Raw genomic sequence first — 19,177 nt, 5'->3', positions numbered from 1 at the left:
ATCGACGGCAGATGCGGAAAAATGCAGCCTTAGCAGCGACTTAATACAAGTGCTAACAGGGACATCAAGGGCCACGGGATAGTCGGGGCTTGATTGTCGCCGCATCGTCGTTCACGGTGTTTGGCAGATGTTCCGCGCGAGTGCTAAAAATTTCGCGCGCAGCCCTTGTCTCCCGAAAAACCCTCGACTATCTCGTCCGTGTCGCGCTGGCACTCAATGTCCGCGACTGCCAATATTTCGATTTCTGAAACAAGTTCAGAAACTTAGGAGGACTTGCATGAACTTCCGTCCGCTTCACGACCGCGTCGTGGTCAAGCGCATCGACGCCGAAGAGAAGACCGCCGGCGGTATCATCATTCCTGACACGGCCAAGGAAAAGCCCTCGCAGGGCGAAGTCGTCGCCGTCGGCCCGGGTGGCCGCGACGAAGCCGGCAAGTTGATCCCGATCGACCTCAAGGTCGGTGACCGCGTGCTGTTCGGCAAGTGGAGCGGCACCGAGGTCAAGATCGACGGCAAAGAGCTGCTGATCATGAAGGAAAGCGACATCATGGGCGTCATCACCGACGCCGGCGCCAAGAAGAAGGCAGCCTGAGCCTCTGGAGGTCCCTCACCCTGAGGAGCGCCTGCAAGGCGCGTCTCGAAGGGTGAGCTCCACACGCTGAGACCGCTCATCCTTCGAGATGCGGACCTGCGGTCCGCTCCTCAGGATGAGGAGACAACGATCCAACCCAAGGGAAACCTCTTATGTCCGCTAAAGAAGTCAAATTCGGCGTCGACGCCCGCGACCGCATGCTGCGCGGCGTGGACATTCTCGCCAACGCCGTGAAGGTCACGCTGGGTCCGAAGGGCCGCAACGTCGTCCTCGACAAATCGTTCGGCGCGCCGCGCATCACCAAGGACGGCGTCACCGTCGCCAAGGACATCGAGCTCGACGACAAGTTCGAGAACATGGGCGCCCAGATGGTGCGCGAAGTCGCCTCGAAGTCGGCCGACGCCGCCGGTGACGGCACCACCACCGCGACCGTGCTGGCCCAGGCGATCGTCCGCGAAGGCGCCAAGGCGGTTGCCGCCGGCATGAACCCGATGGATCTGAAGCGCGGTATCGACCTCGCGGTCGAAGCCGTCGTCGCCGACCTCGTCAAGAACTCCAAGAAGGTCACCTCGAACGACGAGATCGCTCAGGTCGGCACCATCTCGGCCAACGGCGACTCGGAGATCGGCAAGTTCCTCGCCGACGCGATGAAGAAGGTCGGCAACGAGGGCGTCATCACCGTCGAGGAAGCCAAGTCGCTCGAGACCGAACTCGACGTCGTCGAGGGCATGCAGTTCGACCGCGGCTACATCTCGCCCTACTTCGTCACCAACGCCGACAAGATGCGCGTTGAATTCGACGACGCCTACATCCTGATCAACGAGAAGAAGCTCTCCAACCTCAACGAGCTGTTGCCGCTGCTGGAAGCGGTGGTGCAGACCGGCAAGCCGCTGGTGATCGTCGCGGAAGACGTCGAAGGCGAAGCCCTCGCCACCCTCGTCGTCAACCGTCTGCGCGGCGGCCTCAAGGTCGCGGCCGTCAAGGCGCCGGGCTTCGGTGACCGCCGCAAGGCCATGCTGCAGGACATCGCGATCCTGACCGGCGGCCAGGCGATCTCGGAAGACCTCGGCATCAAGATGGAGAACGTCACCCTGCAGATGCTGGGTCGCGCCAAGAAGGTGATGATCGACAAGGAGAACACCACGATCGTCAACGGCGCCGGCAAGAAGGCCGACATCGAAGCCCGCGTCGCGCAGATCAAGGCGCAGATCGAGGAGACCACCTCGGACTACGACCGCGAGAAGCTGCAGGAGCGTCTGGCCAAGCTCGCCGGCGGCGTCGCGGTGATCCGCGTCGGCGGCGCGACCGAGGTCGAGGTGAAGGAGCGCAAGGATCGTGTTGATGACGCGATGCACGCCACCCGCGCTGCGGTCGAGGAAGGCATCGTTCCGGGCGGCGGCGTCGCTCTGCTCCGCGCCTCCGAGCAGCTCAAGGGTCTCAAGACCAAGAACGACGACCAGAAGACCGGCGTCGAGATCGTGCGTCGCGCCCTCTCCGCCCCGGCCCGTCAGATCGCCATCAATGCCGGCGAAGACGGCTCGGTGATCGTCGGCAAGGTGCTCGAGAAGGAGCAGTACGCGTTCGGCTTCGACTCGCAGTCGGGCGAATACGGCGACTTGGTCAAGAAGGGCATCATCGATCCGACCAAGGTGGTCCGCACCGCGATCCAGAACGCCGCCTCGGTGGCCGCGCTGCTGATCACCACCGAAGCGATGATCGCCGAACTGCCGAAGAAGAACGCCGGCGGCCCCGCGATGCCCCCGGGCGGCGGCATGGGCGGCATGGACTTCTAAGTCCAGCGACCTTCGCAAAGACAATGAAGCCCGGCGGAAACGCCGGGCTTTTTTGTTCGGCTATCAAATTCCAATCTCTCGTTCGTCATTCCGGGGCGCGCGAAGCGCGAGCCCGGAATCCATACTCGCTATGCTAGCGGTCAAGCACAGCCGTCGATGCGTTCTTGATCCAGCTTGAACTCCGTTGGTTATGGATTTCGGGCCTGCGAGCTTTCGCTCGCGTCCGGGAATGACGATCCCGAAGATTGGCGCATTTACTTCCAAGAGCGCGCACCATCGCGAAATCCGCGCTACAGAGGGCGCTCACTCTCACCACCGCCCGAGCGAACCCATCCATGGCCAAATCAGCAAATTATCTCGACAGGCTCGACGACGCGCTCGAGGCGCTCGGCCCCGACGCCATGCTGGTCGAGGAACTCGACGGCTTCGTTGCCGGCCTGCTGCTGTGTCCCGAGCCGATCAAGCCCGGCGACTGGCTGCCGGTCGTCTACGATGCCGGCGATGACGAGGCGTCGCCGTTCACCAATCTGGCGCATGCCAACCGGGTGTTCGCGCTGATCGTGCAGTACTACAACTCCGTCGCCAAAACCCTGTCGGACCACCCCGAGCGCTACCAGCCGCTGCTGCCGGTCGATCCAGACAGCGGCGAATTGGTGTGGCAGGTCTGGATCGACGGATTCGCGGCAGCGACCGACCTGCGGCCCGAGGCGTGGAGCCGCCTGGACGATGCCGACGAAGCGACGACGGCCGCGTTCGACGGGCTGCTCGATCTGATCGAGATTGCCGACGCGGAGGCGAACGCCGAAGCGGATAATCCGCCCAGCGATCGCCCCGCAATCACCGCGCCGAACTCCGACCAGATCGCCGGCTGGATCCTGACGCTGAACCGCTGGCGCATCGCCCATGACCCGGCGCCGCGCGAGATCGAATGGGGACCGCCCTCAGCGGCACGCAAAGTCGGCCGCAACGACCCCTGCCCCTGCGGCTCGGGCAAGAAGTACAAACGCTGCTGCGGGATGACCTGAGCGGCGGTCACCACATTGCCTGTCCCGTTGAAGTAATGGTCGTCCGACTGCCGAGAACCGTCCCGGACGCGATGCTCTGGGGCAAGCGGTTACGGGCGGCATGAACTAAGGTCCAGTCACTCTCTCCCTTGCACGCGAGCTACGAAGGCATAACCCCGGCGGAACGCCGGGTTCTTATTATAAGTCGAAACGGCAAAGCGGCGATTTCCAAGACATCAGTGAAACGGCCAAGCTATTTTTGTGTGCATTCGACTGGCGGCCCTCTCCCCTCTTTACACAACCATTCTGCAATATTTAAACTTTCCACCATCATTGATTGTGGAGAGCGCTGTGGCAGTACCACTTCCTTATCTTGCATCGCCAGGCTCGGCTAAAACCGCACTTGAGAAGATTCGAGCCGCCGCTACCCCTGAGAGGGTCACGGGCGATTTCATAACGACCAAACTTCAAATCAAGGGAGGGACGGGCGCAGCGATAATTCCCTTCTTAAAAAAATCGGATTCGTTGCAGCCGACGGATCTCCGACAGACATATACCGACGCTTCAGAAATCCCTCTACCGGGGGAACGGCGGTCGCTGATGCAATAAAGATCGGCTACTCGCCACTTCAGCAGGTGAATGAATACTTTTATGACCTCCCAGAGCAAGACCTATTGAACCTGATTTTACAAGTAACAGGCCTCCATCACGACAACTCAGTCGCCAAACTCGTATTCTCCACGCTAAAGACATTAAAAGGATTTGCAGACTTCAGTGGCGCTTCGGAAGATGAAGGCCCAGAAAAGACAGCCCCTGTTTCGTATAAGCCGTCGTCAAACATCGACTTCGACGGCAAAGAGTCCGGTCAAAGATTGGGTTTGAATTTATCGTACACGATTAATCTAAATCTACCCGCGACAACGGATCAAGCAGTGTTCAACGCCATTTTCAAAAGCTTGAAGGAGCACTTGCTTAGCGATGAATAAGAAGGAAATTTTGGACACAATCAAAGCCTTCGGAATGACCAACCAGATCGTAACCGAAGAAATTCAATCGATCGGCGCACGTTATTCAATTGATATTGGTCATGTGGCGAAAGCAAAGGAAAGTGTGGAAGCAATTTACTATCCTCAATTTAGCGCGGCCGTTCGCAACGAAGCCGCCTCAATGAGTGGCCATTATGAAACCTTCTACTGCTTAGAAAAGACGATACGGGCTTTAGTAGCTGACACACTAGAAGCGGCCGAGAAGAGCGAAGATTGGTGGCAATCAACGCGTGTATCTCAGGGCATCAAGACAGAAGTTGCCAATCGAATTCAGAAAGAAATGGACGCCGGAATTACAAGACGATCGCTTGATCATCTTGATTACACAACCTTCGGTGAGCTGTCCGTCATTATTACATCTAATTGGGATGTATTTGGCGGCTTGTTCGACAGCAGGAAAGCAGTCGAAAAGGTCATGGCGAATCTAAACATGCTCAGGGCTCCGATAGCTCACTGCACATCACTTGCCGAAGATGAAGTTCTGCGACTTCAGCTAACGGTTCGTGATTGGTTTCGGCTGATGGAATAAGCCAGCCAACCGCTGATGCAGCAGAGAGCAACTCAAACTCTTTAGATGACGATCCGGATTTCGGCTGCGCTACCTCGGGCTAATTGATTGAGATCGGGAAGACCTCCGTCCGCTTGCCTTTACTCCTCCGCGTGTTTCAGGATCGCCTTGAGCAGCCCGGGAAAGCGCGCGTTGATGTCGGCTTCGCGCACGACGTTGCGGTGCTCGACGCCCTTCTTGGTGGTGCGGATCAAACCGGCTTCACGCAGCACGCGGAAGTGGTTCGACAATGTCGACTTCGGAATGTCGGGACACGGCGCCGCCGCAACGCAGGACATGCAGTCGCCTTCCTGAAGCAGCGCCTTGACGATGCGCAGCCGCATTGGATCCGCCAGCGCGGCGAGCACGCCGGCGAGCGAGATGTCCTCGCGTGCGGGATGAACGAACTGCACCATGAAAAAAGATATAGGCGGCCCCTTGATCTGGTTCAATAGTCCCATATTTCCGAACTATTGAACCGATGGCACCCGTCAGCGGTGGCCGCAGCTCCGATCAGGAACCGAACGATCATGACCAAGACACTGCAAGGCAAAGTGGCGCTGGTGACCGGCGCATCGAAGGGCATCGGCGCGGAGATTGCGCTGAAGCTCGCAGCCGAAGGCGCGGCGGTCGCTGTCAACTACGCGTCCAGCAAACAGGGCGCAGACGACGTCGTGCACAAGATCACTGCGCAGGGCGGCAAGGCGATCGCGGTCGGCGGCAGCGTCGCCGATCCCAAGGCTGCGCAGGCGATCGTTGACGCGACCGTGGCAGCGTTCGGCCCGATCGACGTGCTGGTCAACAATGCCGGCGTCTATGAATTCGGCGCACTCGACGCGATCACGCCGGAGCACTTCCACCGCCAGTTCGACGTCAACGTGCTTGGCCTGCTGCTGGTGACGCAGGCGGCGGCGCGGCAGTTCAAGGACGGCGGCAGCGTCGTCAACATCTCATCCGGGGTCTCGACGATCGCGATGCCGAACACCGCGGTGTACGGCGCCACCAAGGCGTCGGTCGATCTGATCACGGCGGTGCTGGCGAAGGAATTGGCGCCACGAAAGATCCGCGTCAATGCGGTTAACCCAGGCATGGTCGTCACCGAGGGCGTCAAAGCTGCGGGCTTCCACGACGGCGAGATGCGAAAGCAGGTCGAAGCGATCACCCCGCTCGGCCGTGTCGGCGAAGCCGCCGAGATCGCCTCGGTCGTGGCTTTCCTCGCTTCCGACGGCGCTTCTTACGTGACGGGCGAGACGCTGCACGTCACCGGCGGCCTCAAGTAAGCGCGGGCAAATACACTGAAAGCTTCGGCGGCATGCCGGAGCTTTCTCGCTGCGAGTTGCGTCAGCTGCCGCACCAATCTGCGACGCGGCGCCGCTCCCCGCGAACCAAACGCGTTGCTCGTCGTTGCAGCCTACCGGCCATCTTGGACATCGAGGCCGAAGAGGAGAACGCGTGTGAACACAACTGCCTTTGCTGCCGCCGCTGCGCTGTTTCTGGGTGTTGGAGCGCTCAGTGCTCCCGCCTCTGCCGCCACGCCCGCCCGGGCCTCGCAGCCGCTGGTCGCCGCTCCGATGACCGACGTTTCGGCGCAGCGCTATGTCGAGCGGCGGCGGGTGATCCGCCGTGGCCCGCACTGCACCGTACGAAAGGTCGTCACCCGCGGTCCGCACGGCCATCGCGTGGTTCGCACCACCCGCGTCTGCCGCTGATCGGCGAAACGGCGACGGCGTTAAAGCTCCGCAGCAAAACAAGAGGGCGGATCTCGATCCGCCCTCTTCGCATTTCAGACGCTGACCTAAGCCTTCTTCACCAGCGATCGAAGTTGCGGCCGACGCGGCTGTCGTCGTCGACCTGCTGGAAGTCCTGGGGAGCTTGACGGCGCACCGTGCGAAGCGGCCGCTGGTTGTTGGCCTTCGGCGGATTGAACACCACGTAGCAGGCCGGGCTCAGCCGCGGCCCCGCCTCACGCAGGCAGCTTTCGATTCGAGACGCGTCGGGAATGAACTGGCCGCAGAGTCGGAAAGCGTCGGGCGTGCAGGCTTCGCGCTGCGCGGCCGTGCCTTGATCCTGCGCGACGGCGGAGCCGCCGGCGACGACGGTGAGCGCAAACACGGCGGCAGACAGGCGTAGGGTCATGGTCGATCTCCCTTTGATCGACCAAGTGCCAGCCCAGCCAACTGGTTCCGGCCGGAGCGTTCACGGATTGTGGAGAGACGGCAGTTTGGGCGCGCCGCTCGCGGCGGCGACCCGGGCTGCGTGGTGGGTCAGCCTGATCAGGTCAGGCTGCCGACCACCACCAGGCGCTTGACCTCGCCGCGTTTGAACGCCTGCAGGAACGCGTTGTAGTCCTTGAACGAGACGCAGCCGTTGGAGTCGCCGCGCGGCCCAAGCATGTAGGTGTGAGCCAGCAGACCGGTGCGGCCGTAGATCACGTCCTCACCGCCGACCGGCGTGAGACGGATCGCGGCAACGCCGTGGAACAGCTTCTCGCGCATCTTCAGGTCGTAGATGTGCGGCGGGGTGGCGCCCTGCATCTTCACGCTGACGTGGCGCGGGTCGTCCATCCGGGCGCCGAGGCCGGAATGCGCCTCGAGCTTCGAGCCGTCCGGCATGTACACCATCTTGGCGGTGATGTCGTAGACGGCGGTGTAGCGATCTTCGTCGGAGGGATTGAAGGCACTGTCGCGAACCTGACCGACGTCCATGTCGCTGGTGTCGGCCGAAGCGTAAGCGAGCGCCGGGCTGTCGACCTTGCCGAACAGCTTCTCGAAGAAGCTCGACTTGTGGTTTTGCGCGGACATCAGGATCGCCGACTTGGCGCGGGCGACCAGGGCTTCGTGGCTGAAGGGGTTGCGCGACGGATTACGCGGGGTGACGGCGGCGACCGACTTGGTGCGCTGCGGCGGCAGCGGCACGTTCATCGCTTCCTTCACCGGCGACGGCGGCGGCGCGACGCCGACCTTGGCGTCGTCCTCGGTCTCGGCCGCCGCGGGACGATTTTGTCCGGGCTGTTTGAACCGATCGGGCTGGAAGCCGAACGAATAGGAAGGATCGAGCAGAGCGTAATAGCGATGGCCGGTCTTGGCGGGCTCGGAGGCCTGGACGCTGGCGGTGACCGGAACGTCGGTCGGATCGGCGGACGCGACCTGGACGCCCTTGCTCTCTTGGCTCTTGAAGGCGGATTTCAGCGCCAGAGAGGCCATCAGTTGCGGCGCGGCCTCGGCGGCGGCGGCGAGCGGTTCGAACCGTGCCGAGAACGAGGTGCGTTCGATCGAGGAGCGCGTGCTCTGATCGTCACGCAACGAACCGACGGTCGGATAGATGCTGGCGCCGACGGTGTTGGCATAAACCGTCCAGACGCAACCGATCACCGGCAGCGCGATTCCGATCGCGCCGAGCGATTTCCGAAACCCCATGTAGCGGGCCCCACGTTGGTTGGACAGCGATCGCCGCCCCGTGCCGACTGTCATTCGCTCACTTCCCGACTTTCCCCATCGGTCAGCGGCGAACCAAGATACCGCATACAGATGTGGCAGAACAGAGGAGCGCGATTAAGGCGGGTTTTAGTTAAATGCAGTTTAAGCGGCCTCGAAAGGGAACCATGCTCCGTTATGGTTAACGGATGGTTACGACCCTTCCGGACTCATTTTTGATTTAATATCAATAACTTGATTGAAAGCTTGCAGTGCTGGAGGCCGCAGCTCCTGCCCGCTAAGTCCGCGAAGTCCAATCCTCGTAGTATTACGCGGAGCCGACCCCGACCGGACTTCCCCCGCTTCCGCGGCGCTTCGGCGCAGGACGGCACGACTCGCCAGCCATGGCATACCGGTTGCATCTGAGCCGCGTTCTTACGTTTTGAGGCCCAGAATGTCAGCTTCCTTCGATCGTTATGTCAGCTTCAAACACTGCGACTGGGAGGGTCGCTCCGAGCGGGTGATGCAGCGGCTCCAGCGCCATGTCGATGCCGGGGAGAACCCGTTCTGGGCGTACTTCGCCCAGAAGCGCGTCGAGCTGCGCGACAAGCAGGGTCTCGACGACCTGCGCATCCTCCACAATTATCTGCCGACGCTGCGCGAGCTGCTCGAAGACAATGGCGACCTCGAAACTCTCGAGATGCTGGAAGATCTCGAGGCCAACCTGATGTGAGCCGGTAAGCACCGCCGCAACGGCTCAGGTCGCGACTCAGGTGTAACGCAAGCGTGGATACCAATCGGCGCCCCGCCCCTCCGGGGTGGAGTCGAAGATAGTCCACAGTGGCATCAGGTCCGGGGCCCCGCGCGGGTCCTGGCCCGGATCGGACGTAGCACCGGTCATCTCGCCTCCCCAGAAGTGCCGGATCGTGCCGTCGCGGCGCGTGAAGACGTTGAACGCCGGCACCTCGTCGCCGCTGGGCGTGATGGCATGATAGTCGTTGCTGAACGCATCAGTCAGGTCGGTGAACAACGGCAGATGATGCCAACCGCGCCGCCGCTTGAACGCCACCAAACGATCGATCGGCGACCGCGCGACGACTGCCAGCGCCACCCGCTGCGTGATGTCCGGCACCTCGCCGTCCCAGGCGCTCAGCAGCGAGGTGCACATCGGGCACGGCTCGGCGCGCTGCGGGCCATACATGAAGTTGTAAACCACGAGGCTCTGCTTGCCGCCGAACAGGCCGGCGAAGTCGGTCCGCCCGCCCTCGCCTTCGAAAGCGTAGGGCTTTGTGACCTCGCCGCCCGGCGGCAGCTGCCGGCGCTGCGCGGCAACGCGCTCGATGTGACGGCGCAGTTCGATCTCTTCGGCGAGCAGCGCCTCGCGCGCGCGGCGATACTCGGCGCTCTCATTCGGATAGCGCACGCCGCTGGCACGGGCGAGTTCGATCGCAGGCTTCAGGGTCATGACGGCTCCTTCGGTCCATGGTGTCTCCATGGGACGAACGAGCGCCCGCCGATCCGACAGCTGCCAAACAACCGCCGGTCGGGAACCGGCTAGGTCGAGCGACCGGACGCCGTGAGGAAATCGAAGTCGCAGCCCTCGTCGGCCTGCAACACCGCGTCGTGGAACAACTGCGCGTAGCCGCGTCCCGGGCGGGTTGCAGCAGTCACCGGCAGCGCGGCGCGGCGGCGGATCAGCTCGGCGTCGTCGACCAGCAGGTCGATCCGGCGCGCGGCGACGTCGAGGGCGATCCGGTCGCCGGTCTGCACCAGCGCCAGCGGTCCGCCCTCGGCGCTCTCCGGCGTGATGTGCAACACGATGGTGCCGAACGCAGTGCCGCTCATCCGTGCGTCTGAGATCCGGACCATGTCCTTCACCCCTGCCCGCGCCAGCTTCAGCGGGATCGGCAGATAGCCCGCCTCCGGCATCCCGGGCGCGCCCTTCGGTCCGGCATTGCGCAGCACCAGCACGTCATCGGCGGCAACGTCGAGATCGGGATCGTCGATCCGCCGCGCCATGTCCTCCAGCGTTTCGAACACCACCGCGCGGCCGGTGTGCTGCAGCAAGCCGGGCGACGCCGCCGCATGTTTGATCAGGGCGCCGCGCGGCGCCAGATTGCCGTGAAGCACCGCAAGCCCGCCTTCACGGCGGATCGGATTGTCGCGCGAGCGGATCACGTCCTGCCCCGGCACGTCCTCTGCCTGCGCCACCACCTCACGCAGCGCCGCGCCGGTCACGGTGCTGGCGTCGAGTTCGATCAAATCACCGAGCTGCGCCATCAGCTTCGGCACACCGCCGGCGTGGTGGAAGTGCTCCATGTAGTGCGCGCCGGACGGCTTGAGATCGACCAGCACCGGCACCTGGCGGCCGATCGCATCGAACGCGTCGAGGTCGATCCGGTGTGGCACACGGCCGGCGATCGCGGTGAGATGGATCAGTCCGTTGGTCGACCCGCCGATCGCCTGCAGCACCACCTGCGCGTTGCGGAACGCCGCCGGCGTCAGGATCTCGCTCGGGCGCGGTCCCTTGGCCTTGGCCATCGCGGCAGCGACACGGCCGCTGGCCTCCGCCGAGCGGAAGCGCTCGGCATGCGGCGCCGGGATCGTCGCGCTCATCGGCAGCGACAGCCCCATTGCCTCGATCATGCAGGCCATCGTCGACGCGGTGCCCATCACCATGCAGGTGCCAACCGACGGCGCCAGCCGGCCGTTGACCGCCTCGATCTCGGCATCGTCGATCTCGCCGGCGCGATACTTCGCCCACAGCCGCCGGCAGTCGGTGCAGGCGCCAAGCACCTCGCCTTTGTGATGTCCGACCACCATCGGCCCCACCGGGATCACCACCGTCGGCAGATCGGCCGACACCGCGGCCATCACTTGCGCCGGCAGCGTCTTGTCGCAGCCGCCGATCACCACCACCGCGTCCATCGGCTGGGCGCGGATCATCTCTTCGGTGTCCATCGCCATCAGGTTGCGCAAGTACATCGATGTCGGATGCGCAAAACTTTCGGCGATCGAGATGGTCGGAAACACCATCGGCATCGCGCCGGCCAGCATCACACCGCGCTTCACTGCCTCGATGATCTGAGGCGCGTTGCCGTGGCAGGGATTGTAGTCGCTGTGGGTGTTGGTGATGCCGACGATCGGCCGGTCGAGCGCGTCGTCCGAATAGCCCATCGCCTTGATGAAGGCTTTGCGCAGGAACAGCGAGAATCCTGAATCGCCGTAAGCTGTCAGTCCCTTGCGCAATCCGTCGGCCATGTTCCGTCCCGCAGCAGTTTCGCTGCACTTGAGGGACGGCGGACGCCGATGTCAATCGCGGAGGGTCAGGTGATCACCTTGGCCACAACCAACGCGATCAGAATCGCGACGCCGCTGAGGGCAATGGTCAGGAACTGGCGTCGATGGGAGACGGAAAGCAGCGGGTTCATCGGATCCTTCGCCCTCGTTCGGGCGAGTCGATCGCCCCGGAGCCGCGGCACTTAAGCTCCTTTTAACGACGGTAAGATGAACCAACTACTCGGACGACTACCGGACCGCGCCCTCGGCGGTGCGGCGGTCCCTCGGCAGCAAAGACGGCGCGGCCGTCCCTAAGGTTGCTGCGACACCGGTCCCAGTGGAGCTGCGGCCGGACGAGGTGCCGAAGCCGCCTTCTGGGCCCAACGGCCGAACAAACGTTGGCCGGGAATTTCGACCAGGCGTCTGGTCAGCGCCGAGAGGCCGATGACGATCCCGATGTAGGCTACGAAGATCGCGTCCAGCACGTAGACGTTCAGGTTGGCGATCACCTTTACCGGTTCGCCGTCGTGGATCTGTTCCACGAGCAAAGGGCGCCCGATCAATTTCTGCCCGATCGTCGCAGCGGTCATGATCATCAAAGCCACGAAGGCATGCACCATGTAGATCGAATACGACAGCTCGCCAAGCTTGACGAACACCGGCCAGTTCAACATCCGCGAGACCAGTCCGCGCTCGTAAGCGAAGATCAGCACGGTCAAGCCGAATAGCAAAGGCGCAGCCAGCGACAGCGGCCCTCTTCCGGCGGCAATGACGAAACCGCAGATCAATGCGACGATGCCGACCTCGATCGCTGTGCCGAAACGCCGGCTGGGTGCAGCCTTCGCGGTCCGGTAGATCAGGTAGGTCAGATGGCCCACCGTGAAGCCGTACAGACAGCGAAACAATCCGAAGTCGTAGGTGGTTTCGATACCGTGTTTTGAAAACGACGCCACGACCGCAGCCGCAAGCAACCCGACCGCAGCCAGCACAAACGTCCGCCACCGCGGCATGGTGAGCGCGATCAGGCCGAAGACGAGGTAGGTCCAGTATTCGGCCCCGATGCTCCAGCTTGGGAAATTCCAGGTGAGCTTGTCCGAGACATTCACCGCCTGCAGCAGCAGCAACTGCGCCGGGATCGCGACCAGCGGCCGATAGCCTTCTGCGGCGAACGGCGCGTGTCCGGTCTTGAAGCCGATCGCCATTGCCAGCGCGAAATTGACGGCTTCGGCCAGCACAAACGCCGCCAGCACGACGACGTGCAAAGGCCAGATCCGCCCAAGCCGCTTGATCGCGAAGGCGGTGAACTCAGAGCCCGTGTTGAGGCGCCCGAGATACGCGTGGGTGATCACAAAGCCGCTGAGCACGAAGAAGAAGTCGACGAACAGAAATGCGTTTCTGATCAGCGGAACGTCGTGGATGTGGCCGAGCACACTGAGATGAAACAGCGCGACCAGGATCGCGCACAGGCCACGCCAACTGTCGAGCGCGCCGAAATGAATGGTGTCGGTTCGTAGCGTCGCTGCCATTGAGAAGCAATGGCAGGTGCTCGAACCTGGATCAATGCGCGAGCGTATTAATCATTAACCCCGCGGCGATGCCGGAACCACACGGTCCCGGCATCGCGCGGTCGCAGTTATGCGGCGTTGAAGCCGGCGATTGCCTTGACCTCGAGATATTCTTCGAGACCGAACTTGCCCCACTCGCGGCCGTTGCCCGACTGCTTGTAGCCACCGAACGGCGCGGTGCGTTCGTTCGGCACACCCTGCAGGTTGACGTTGCCGGCGCGGATCTTGCGGCCGACCGCGCGGGCGCGATCAACCGAGCCGGCCGAGACGTAACCGGCCAGACCGTACGGCGTGTCATTGGCGAGCTCGACCGCCTCGTTCTCGTCCTTGGCGCCCATGATCACCAACACCGGCCCAAAGATTTCTTCGCGCGCGATGGTCATGTCCTTGGTGACGTCGGCGAACACCGTCGGGCGCACATAGAAGCCCTTGTTGACGCCTTCCGGCAGGCCGGGACCGCCGGCGACCAGGGTGGCGCCCTCCTCGATGCCCTTGTTGATCAGCGTCTGGATCTTGTCCCACTGGATGCGGTTGACGACCGGACCGATGGTGGTGCCTTCGCCGCGCGGATCCCCCGCCTTGGTCTTCTCGGCGACGCCCTTGGCGATCGCCGCGACCTCCTTCATCTTCGACAGCGGCACGATCATCCGGCTCGGCGCGTTGCACGACTGGCCGGAGTTGTTGAACATGTGCATCACGCCGCCGGTCACCGCCTTGGTCAGATCGGCATCCTCGAGGATGACGTTCGGCGACTTGCCACCGAGCTCCTGGCTGACGCGCTTCACTGTCGGCGCCGCACGCTGGGCGACGTCGATGCCGGCGCGGGTCGAACCGGTGAACGAGATCATGTCGATGTCGGGATGTTCGCTCATCGCCGCGCCGACCTCCGGACCGAGGCCGTTGACGAGGTTGAACACACCCTTCGGCACGCCGGCTTCGTGCAGGATTTCGGCGAACAGCAGCGCCGAGGTCGGGGTGAATTCGCTCGGCTTCAGCACCATGGTGCAGCCGGCCGCGATCGCCGGCGCGACCTTGCAGGCGATCTGATTGAGCGGCCAGTTCCACGGCGTGATCATGCCGACGACGCCGATCGGCTCACGCACGATCATCGCCGAGCCGAGCGGCTCTTCGAACTGATAGTTCTTCAGTACGTCGAGCGTCGACATGATGTGACCGAGGCCGGCGCCGGCCTGCATCTTCTCGGCCATCGGCAACGGCGCGCCCATCTCGTCGGAGATCGCGGCGCCGATTTCCTTCATCCGGCTCTTGTAGATCGCGACCACCTTCTCCAGCAGCGCGATGCGCTCTTCGCGGCTGGTCACCGAGAACGTTTCGAACGCGCGCTTGGCAGCGGCGACCGCCTTGTCGACGTCGGCCTTGGAGCCGAGCGCAACCTCATACATCGCCTCTTCGGTGGCGGGATTGACGACCGGCGTCGACTTCTTGACGACGGGATCGACCCAGGCGCCATCGATATAGAACTGCATGCGGTTGACCATCGGAACCTCTTGCTTAATCGCGGGTGGTTGGTGGTGAGTGTGATCAGGATCGGCGCCGTCGCGCGAGGCCCTCGCCTCGGTACGAACGGTCCGAAAAATCGACCACCGCCATATGCGGGAACGGCATATAAAATCACCGACACGAGCGGAGCAAGGCATCCTCGCACAATTGCGCGTGTGTGGCGTGATCGAGAAAGATCTTCTACCACTGCACGGAAATTACGAGCATCCTGCTGCGGCGCAGCATCAAACGGCTTGCGCCAACGGTGTCGCGGCGACCGCTTCGCCGGTGGTCAGATCGCGGTAATGCGCGATCGGTTGCGGCCTGCCGATCAGATAGCCCTGTACCTCGTCGCAGCCGGCCTGAGCCAGGAACGCGAGCTGTTTCTCGGTCTCGACGCCCTCGGCGATCACCGGCAGTTTCAGCGTCCGTGCCAGGCTGAGGATCGCCTCGACAATCGCGGCCGATTCCGGATTGGTCTCGAGCTTCCGGGTGAAAGCCTGATCGATCTTGATCTTGTCGAACGGAAACGACTGCAGATACGACAGCGACGAGTAGCCGGCGCCGAAATCATCCATGGCGACGCGCACGCCGAGATTTTTGATCTTGCGCAGGATCGCGATCGCGCCGGCGAAATCATCGATCAGCACGCCTTCGGTGATTTCAATCTCGAGGCGCGACGCCTCGAGTCCCGTCTCCAGCAAAATCTGCAGGATCAGCGCCGGCACATCGAAGCGGCGGAAGTCGAGCGGCGAGAAGTTGACGGCGATCGCCAGCGGCTTGGCCCATGACGCTGCCTCGGCGCAGACGCTGCGCAGCACCCATTCGTCGATCGGGCCGATCTGGCCGGTCTCTTCCGCAAGCGGCACAAACAGCGCCGGCGACACCATGCCGCGCACCGGATGGCGCCAGCGCAGCAGCGCTTCGAAGCCGACGATCTCGCCGGAAGTACTGGCCTGCGGCTGATAGTGGATTTCGAACTGCCGTTGCTCCAGCGCCACCGCAAGCTCACGCTGCAGTGCGCGCTTTTCACGGATCTGCAGGTCCATCGCCGGTTCGAACAGGCATACCGTGCCGCGCTGCTCGGTCTTGGCGCGATACAGTGCGACGTCGGCGTGAGCGATCAACGTATCGGCGTCATCGCCGTCGCGCGGATAGACGCTGACGCCGGCGGTTGCGCCGACGCGGATGTGATGGCCATCGACTTCGAACTCGGTGTCGCACAGCTCGGCGAGCTGCCGACAGATATCCTGGATCGAATCGGCCGCGGCATCGGGCGGAGTGACGATCGAAAACTCATCGCCACCCGGCCGCGCCAGGAAGCCCCAATGGCAGGTATCTGCGAGGCGGCGCGCCATTTCGGCCAGCACCGCGTCTCCGACCGCCTGGCCGAATACGTCGTTGATCTCCTTGAAGCGGTCGATGCCGAGCCGGATCACCGCGAAGCTGCCGTCGAAGCGGCGCGCCTGTTCGACGCTCTGCACGATGCGATCGTTGAACGCGGCGCGGTTCGGCAGACCGGTGGCGACGTCGTGTAGCGCCAGATACGCGAAGCGCTGCTCGGCCTGCTTGTGATCGGTGACGTCGCTGTGCTTGGCGATCCAGCCGCCATTCGGCAGCCGCCTCAGATCGATCCGGATATGCCGGCCGTCGCGGAGCTCGGCCACCAGGCTGGCTGGCCCGCCCGAGGCGAGCGCGGCGCCGAGTTCAATCAGTTGCCGCTTGTCGCTGACGAAGTTGCCGGAATTCCGCATCACCGCCAGCGTGCGGCGCAGGCAGTGACCAGCGATCTCTCGGCCCGGCGGGATCGCATAGATGTCGAGAAAGGCCTCGTTCCAGAGCTGCAGCCGCCCATCGGCGTCGAACAGGCAGAAGCCGCGCGCCGCATCATTGAGGATCGCGTCCAGCACCATGTCGCGTTCGGCCAAGGTCAGTTGGGTGCGGCGGCCTGCGATCGAACTCAGCCACACCGCCAGGCTGGCAAAACCAGTGGTCGCGATCACCGAGCCGATCATTAGCGCCAGCGCGATGGTCGGCGCGAGCGGGGCATCCGACGCCGCAAGCAGCGCCAGCGCCGCAACAGCCATAACTGAACTGATCGAGGCAAAGCCGGTGGCGACGATCCAGTATCGGCGTCCCTTGCCCTCGCTAACCCGGATGCTGCGCAGCCCGCCATATGCAGCGACGGCGCCCAGCGCGCACAGCACGACGGCCAGGGTGATCATCCCCCAGGTGTGGGCATCGGGTGCGGAAGGAAGTTCGGCCATCTGCAATCGGAACCTGCTTTCGCTTCGCACTCTGGCATCGTGGTTTTGCCTAAAGCTTAAAGCGATCGCTGAATTGACCGCAGCCGTCGCGGCCGAACGCCGCGCCACGCACGCTACTCATCATCGTTGGAATATTTTCACGTGTAGATAGGAGGCAGCAACAACGACAGGTCGTACACACCGTCATTCGAGCGTGGTTAGCTCACGGGCTCGGATACGGCTCCGAGGGCAGTTCCTGCTGCTTGCGGCGTAGCCGCTCGCGCTGTGCGGTGTAGATGCCGCTGCCGATGATCACCGCGGCGCCGACAAAGGTCCAGACGTCGGGCACCTCGCCGAACACGCCGAAGCCGAGAAACGCGACCCAGACAAGCTGGCTGTAGGTGAACGGCGCCAGCACCGAGGCATCCGCATAGCGATAGGCCAGCACCACCACCCACTGCCCCATGGTCGAGGCGAGCCCGACCAGCAGGCCGATGCCGATGTCCTGCCAGGTCGGCGTCACCCAGACGAACGGCACCACCGCGCTGAGCGTGATGAAGCCGACCAACGCCGAGAACGACATCGTGACCACGGCGCGATCGGCACCGCTGATCATCCGCGTCAAGGTAAGCGTCAGCGCCCAACCGAATGCCGACAGGATCGGCAGCAACACCGCAGGATCGAACGCCGCCGAGCCGGGCCTGATCACGATGAGCACGCCGACGAGGCCGACCAGCGTCGCGATCCAGCGCCGGATGCCGACGTGCTCGGCGAGCAGCGGGATCGACAGCGCGGTGACGAACAGCGGCGCCACGAACGACGTCGCCGAGGCTTCCGCGATCGGCAGGAACTGCAGGCTGGTGATGAACAGCACCGAGGATGACACCAGCGCCAGCGCCCGCAGCACCTGCAGCTTCGGCCGCACCGAGCGCAGGGGCGATTCCTTGGAGGCAAGCGCCACCGGGATCATGATCAGCAGGAACACCAGAAACCGAATCCAGCCGATCTCGATCGGCGGCAGCGTGCGGCCGAGATACTTCGCCAGCGTATCCGAGCAGGCGAGAAACACCGTCGAGCCGACGATCAGCGCGATGCCGCGCAGCGGATGGTCGGCATGGCGGTGAGTGAGCCGGCGCACGGCGTCGTTGCTTGGCGAGGTGACAGTCAAGGCTCGATAACGCTTTGGAGATGGCAGGAGGCGGGACCCGTCCACGGGCGGAGGTCCCCATCAACTAATAATCCGACAAAACGATGTTCGCCGCGCCGGCACAAGTGCCGAAATCGGGACTCGGTCATGCGACAGGTCCGGAAAAGCGCTTGCGTGGCGGGCTTGTGTCGCCCTGCCCGCGCTTTTTCGCTTACAGCATCGGCAGGCTGGCGGGCTCCGGGCCGAGCGGACAGGCCTGATCGATCGCATCGATCTCCTCGTCGCTGAGCCGCAGCGCGAGGGCCGCCGCATTGTCCGCGGCGTGGGCCGGATTGCCGGCCTTCGGGATCGCAAACACCGACGGCCTGCGCGTCAGAAACGCCAGCGCCACTTGCCGCGGCGTCGCGCCATGGGCGTCGGCGATGCTCTGCAGCAGCCGGCCCGCCGCGCTACGCGGCGCCGGAAATTCGTCGTGACCGAACGGCGAATAGGCCGTCACTGCGACGCCATGAGCCTCGCACCACGGAATAATGGTGTGCTCGATCACCCGTTCTAGCAGATGATACAGCACCTGATTGCAGGCGATCTTGCCGTCTCCGGCGAGCCTGTGCAGCTCGCGCAGGTCGCCGGCGTCGAAATTGCTGACGCCCCAGGACAGGATCTTGCCGGCGGCGACCAGCTCCTCGAACGCGGCTACCGTCTCGCTGAGCTGATAATGCCCACGCCAATGCAGCAGGTAGCAGTCGAGCCGGTCAGTCCGGAGCCGCGCCAGCGAGCGCTCGCAGGCCGCGACGGTGCCGCGGCGGGAGGCGTTGCTCGGTAACACTTTCGAAACCAAGAACACCTCGTCACGCCGGCCGGCGATCGCCTCGGCGACCAGAGGCTCGGCGTCACCATACATCTCGGCAGTGTCGATGTGCGTCAGGCCGAGATCGAGGCCGCGCCGCAGCGCGGCGAGCGCCGACGCGCGGTCACCCTGGTCGATATACCAGGTGCCCTGCCCGATCGGCGCAAGCTTCGGCCCCATCCGGCCGAATCTGCGCAT

The 19,177-nt window shown here is 63.5% G+C and carries 19 protein-coding genes; 9 read left to right on the top strand and 10 right to left on the bottom strand.

Annotation, left to right across the window (positions count from 1 at the left end; genetic code table 11):
* Positions 1–277: 277 nt before the first annotated feature.
* From groES to VRZ08_RS06375, 6 genes are all read left to right on the top strand, one after another.
* Positions 278–592: a co-chaperone GroES gene (gene groES, locus VRZ08_RS06400; RefSeq protein ID WP_013503045.1), complete on the top strand. Its 315-nt coding sequence runs from the start codon at positions 278–280 to the stop codon at positions 590–592.
* Positions 593–744: 152 nt separating this feature from the next.
* Positions 745–2,385, top strand: a complete 1,641-nt coding sequence (groL, locus tag VRZ08_RS06395) for a chaperonin GroEL (RefSeq protein ID WP_107344129.1) — start codon at positions 745–747, stop codon at positions 2,383–2,385.
* Between the two features lie 335 nt (positions 2,386–2,720).
* Positions 2,721–3,410: a UPF0149 family protein gene (locus tag VRZ08_RS06390; protein WP_414532008.1), complete on the top strand. Its 690-nt coding sequence runs from the start codon at positions 2,721–2,723 to the stop codon at positions 3,408–3,410.
* Between the two features lie 240 nt (positions 3,411–3,650).
* Positions 3,651–3,998 (top strand): DUF5343 domain-containing protein, encoded by a 348-nt coding sequence (locus VRZ08_RS06385; RefSeq protein WP_414532007.1) that lies wholly within the window; start codon positions 3,651–3,653, stop codon positions 3,996–3,998.
* On the top strand, positions 3,905–4,375 hold the full coding sequence (locus tag VRZ08_RS06380; RefSeq protein WP_414532181.1) for a DUF5343 domain-containing protein: 471 nt from the start codon (positions 3,905–3,907) through the stop codon (positions 4,373–4,375). Before VRZ08_RS06385 ends, VRZ08_RS06380 begins: the two co-directional genes overlap by 94 nt.
* The gene (locus tag VRZ08_RS06375; RefSeq protein WP_414532006.1) at positions 4,368–4,964 is read left to right on the top strand and encodes a Swt1 family HEPN domain-containing protein; all 597 of its coding nucleotides are present in this window, start codon (positions 4,368–4,370) and stop codon (positions 4,962–4,964) included. Before VRZ08_RS06380 ends, VRZ08_RS06375 begins: the two co-directional genes overlap by 8 nt.
* A 119-nt stretch (positions 4,965–5,083) precedes the next feature.
* Here VRZ08_RS06375 and VRZ08_RS06370 read toward each other — a convergent pair whose 3' ends face one another.
* Positions 5,084–5,398 (bottom strand): ArsR/SmtB family transcription factor, encoded by a 315-nt coding sequence (locus VRZ08_RS06370; RefSeq protein ID WP_107355316.1) that lies wholly within the window; start codon positions 5,396–5,398, stop codon positions 5,084–5,086.
* 114 nt (positions 5,399–5,512) lie between these two features.
* Between VRZ08_RS06370 and VRZ08_RS06365 the strand changes: the two genes are divergently transcribed.
* On the top strand, positions 5,513–6,262 hold the full coding sequence (locus VRZ08_RS06365) for an SDR family NAD(P)-dependent oxidoreductase (protein WP_107344126.1): 750 nt from the start codon (positions 5,513–5,515) through the stop codon (positions 6,260–6,262).
* Between the two features lie 174 nt (positions 6,263–6,436).
* Entirely contained in the window at positions 6,437–6,691 is a 255-nt protein-coding gene (locus tag VRZ08_RS06360; protein WP_414532005.1) for a hypothetical protein, read from the top strand.
* A 97-nt stretch (positions 6,692–6,788) separates the two neighbouring features.
* Here the strand turns inward: VRZ08_RS06360 and VRZ08_RS06355 are convergent, their stop codons facing one another.
* Complete coding sequence (locus VRZ08_RS06355) at positions 6,789–7,118, bottom strand: hypothetical protein (RefSeq protein WP_414532004.1); 330 nt, start codon at positions 7,116–7,118, stop codon at positions 6,789–6,791.
* A gap of 137 nt (positions 7,119–7,255) precedes the next feature.
* A complete protein-coding gene (locus tag VRZ08_RS06350) occupies positions 7,256–8,452 on the bottom strand; it encodes a DUF2778 domain-containing protein (RefSeq protein WP_107344122.1) in 1,197 nt (398 codons plus the stop codon).
* Between the two features lie 397 nt (positions 8,453–8,849).
* On the opposite strand from VRZ08_RS06350, the gene cowN reads away from it, so the two are divergent.
* Positions 8,850–9,128: a N(2)-fixation sustaining protein CowN gene (gene cowN, locus VRZ08_RS06345; RefSeq protein WP_107344121.1), complete on the top strand. Its 279-nt coding sequence runs from the start codon at positions 8,850–8,852 to the stop codon at positions 9,126–9,128.
* 36 nt (positions 9,129–9,164) lie between these two features.
* On the opposite strand, the gene VRZ08_RS06340 is transcribed toward cowN, so the two are convergent.
* The 7 genes from VRZ08_RS06340 to VRZ08_RS06310 all read right to left on the bottom strand — a co-directional run bounded on the left by VRZ08_RS06340 (position 9,165) and on the right by VRZ08_RS06310 (position 19,177).
* Entirely contained in the window at positions 9,165–9,860 is a 696-nt protein-coding gene (locus VRZ08_RS06340; RefSeq protein ID WP_264055264.1) for a DUF899 family protein, read from the bottom strand.
* Positions 9,861–9,949: 89 nt separating this feature from the next.
* Positions 9,950–11,656, bottom strand: a complete 1,707-nt coding sequence (locus VRZ08_RS06335) for an IlvD/Edd family dehydratase (RefSeq protein WP_414532003.1) — start codon at positions 11,654–11,656, stop codon at positions 9,950–9,952.
* A gap of 329 nt (positions 11,657–11,985) precedes the next feature.
* Positions 11,986–13,200 carry an acyltransferase family protein gene (locus tag VRZ08_RS06330; RefSeq protein WP_414532002.1) on the bottom strand — a complete coding sequence of 405 codons (1,215 nt, stop codon included), beginning with the start codon at positions 13,198–13,200 and terminating at the stop codon, positions 11,986–11,988.
* Between the two features lie 107 nt (positions 13,201–13,307).
* On the bottom strand, positions 13,308–14,738 hold the full coding sequence (locus tag VRZ08_RS06325; RefSeq protein WP_011157708.1) for an aldehyde dehydrogenase family protein: 1,431 nt from the start codon (positions 14,736–14,738) through the stop codon (positions 13,308–13,310).
* A gap of 246 nt (positions 14,739–14,984) precedes the next feature.
* Positions 14,985–17,006, bottom strand: a complete 2,022-nt coding sequence (locus VRZ08_RS06320) for a putative bifunctional diguanylate cyclase/phosphodiesterase (RefSeq protein WP_414532001.1) — start codon at positions 17,004–17,006, stop codon at positions 14,985–14,987.
* Positions 17,007–17,208: 202 nt separating this feature from the next.
* Complete coding sequence (locus tag VRZ08_RS06315; RefSeq protein WP_107344117.1) at positions 17,209–18,153, bottom strand: DMT family transporter; 945 nt, start codon at positions 18,151–18,153, stop codon at positions 17,209–17,211.
* Positions 18,154–18,343: 190 nt separating this feature from the next.
* Positions 18,344–19,177 carry an aldo/keto reductase gene (locus VRZ08_RS06310; RefSeq protein WP_414532000.1) on the bottom strand — a complete coding sequence of 278 codons (834 nt, stop codon included), beginning with the start codon at positions 19,175–19,177 and terminating at the stop codon, positions 18,344–18,346.

Source organism: Rhodopseudomonas sp. G2_2311, from assembly GCF_047501505.1.
Classification (GTDB): Bacteria; Pseudomonadota; Alphaproteobacteria; order Rhizobiales; family Xanthobacteraceae; genus Rhodopseudomonas; species Rhodopseudomonas palustris_H.
This window is presented reverse-complemented; position numbering and strand designations above follow the sequence as displayed.